The 2,412-nt window shown below is 52.4% G+C and carries 1 protein-coding gene; it reads right to left on the bottom strand.

All coding sequences use genetic code 11. The features are described from left to right. On the bottom strand, positions 1-2,296 hold a 2,296-nt coding region (locus tag KOO62_06930; protein MBU8933726.1), incomplete at its 3' end, for a hypothetical protein. Positions 2,297-2,412 lie beyond the last annotated feature (116 nt).

Here is a 2,412-nt window from a genome sequence, read left to right as displayed (position 1 = left end):
AAAAACTACCGGTCCAGGTTTCGCGATTGGTGCCGGTGACGGACAGATCAAAGGATGCCAGGTAACCATCCGGGGCGTCAGCCGCTACCATAAATGCAAAGCCGTCCGCGATGTATATAGTAGCATCGTTGCCCTCGATAGTGCCGTAGGCTTCGGTATTGTCAGTAATAGTGATCTTGGGATCGGTGGAGGAAATCGTGGCTACCACGTCGAGGGCCGCATCGGGGCCCACGTTCTTGAGTTCGATGCCCAGAAGAATATTCTCGCCGGCTTCAAGAATATCGTTGTTATTGCCCGTGACGTCATTCGTCTGAGCGTCCTCGAACATCACATAGGCGCCTTCGGGAGAGATCACCAGCAGGTTGGTCTGATATGGTTCACCGTTGTAGGAAGTCACCGTCAGAGTGAGTTCATCACCCGGAAGAGGCATTTCGTCAAATGTAATTGTAGCGATGCCAGCTCCGTTGGAGTAGGCGCGACCATAGATGACACCGTCCTTGTACAGGGCGCACAAAGCACCCTCAACACCAACGACTGTAACCGGGAACTCGGTCGGGCCGAAGAGGATGACGTCGTCGTGATCGATCGTCATCGGAGCTGGAGTATTGCTCCAGACCATAACCGATGGATCGCCAAAAATGTGCCAGGTGTTGTACATATCAACCCCACCACTGCCGTTGATGTCGATCATCTTACAGGAGCCGTTGAAACAGAGGCCACCGAAGGTGAACATCTCATCAGCGACCAGCAGGTCAATGCACTCATCCTCGGCATCCATTGGCGGATCCCAGGATTGGTTAATCGACGACATGTAGGCGCCGATGGCTCCGGTAGGAATGTCGCCATTGGTGGCCCGAAGCCAGGCCTCACCGAAACAGGTGTAGCTGCTAAACTGACCATTGACACAAGCCACACTGAAGATGAAGGGGAGCATGTTATTATTGGTCAATGCGTTGACATTAGTATTGCTGAACCCGCTACTGCCCCAGGAGGTAGTACTGCCGTGCCCGCAGTAGCTAACTACTCCTCGGCCGTCGTTGAGAGCCGCACTGACCATTGATGACGTGGCTGAGGGATCGTAAATCTGGTCAACATGAGTATAATTGTAAGCCAGGAGCTTGTCGCGGATTAGGTCCATGTGTTCGTTGTCATATTCGCCATTGTGGCCCGGTCCCTGGTCGGATGCAACGCCTGTACCTTTGTGGAACCAATCGCCCGCAGGAGGGTTGGTTTCATACGTGACAGTTCTCTCGACTTGTGTTTGCACGTGTGCTGAGTTTTCAGCCGAGAACCGGCCTACGAAAATATCGGGATAGCTGTCGCTGCCGGCCACCTTGGCGTAGGACGGGTCGGATGACCCACCGGACGCTGATGGCGTAGCAACCTGAGCCGCATCACCGACAAGCAATACATGCGCTAGATTGGTCGAGTCGTAGAAACCCTGTATGAAGCTGGCAATGGCAGTGCTGTTATTGGGAATGGACGAGACATTCACTATCGTGGTCTTGATCCCCTTCTGGCGTTTCCACTCAACCAGCGGAGCCATGTCGGCCGCAAAAGCGTCATACGTAATAATCAGCAAGTCGCCGATCTCACCGACGGGTGCATATTTCGACCCGTCCATACCGTAGTTAATGTAACGACGGCTGTACAAGAGATCAAAATCAGACATGAGGCCGTGTTCGGTGCGATCACGAGACAGCACATTGTATTCGCCTACTCCAGCGCTAACAACCTCAACCGTAACGGAGGTGTAGACTCTCAAAGTCTGGTTGTTGGGGTTGTACTGGAAGGCGTTGAAATCGATAACCGTGCCGCGATAGTCTCTCTGGATATGCGGCTCGCGAATAGAGATGGTCGTTGCCGGATACCACTCAGAATCCGTGTAAACAGGTCCGAAAGTATGGGGTACCTTGGCTGGGTTTACAGTACGTAGAAGATTTCCCTTTGAGGGGACAACCGGTGTATTGGCATAATCCTCGTATATCGCCGATAGGATATTAATTTCCATGCGGGCGTCATCGGGGATGATAATGCTACGACACAAGCGAGGGAGCGCCGGAGCACCGGCTTCCATCAAATTGCTCTCGTCACCGCAGGTAATGGAGTAGTATGTGTCATCGTTAATCAAAACGGCGTCTCTGTTGAAGTCATTGATCTCAAAGCGTACGACCGTCCTTGTGTCGCTGGACTCTTCTACAATGACATTGACCGCATTAGAATCTGCCAAACCAATTGTGGTCATTGAGACCAGCAACAAAGCTGTCAATACGATCGTTATCAGAATCTTCTGCATGTAAACCTCCGTTTGCGCGTAACCTACTCCCCCGACCGTCAGGCCGGGGGAGCGTATCTATAATATCATCATCTGATCAATTCACACTACTCAGTGGCAGATCGGAGGTGGTCCTC

The sequence above is a fragment of the Candidatus Zixiibacteriota bacterium genome (assembly GCA_019038695.1).
Lineage (GTDB): Bacteria > Zixibacteria > MSB-5A5 > GN15 > FEB-12 > B120-G9.
Note: the sequence above shows the minus strand (reverse complement) of the source record. Positions and strands in the feature narration are given on the sequence as shown.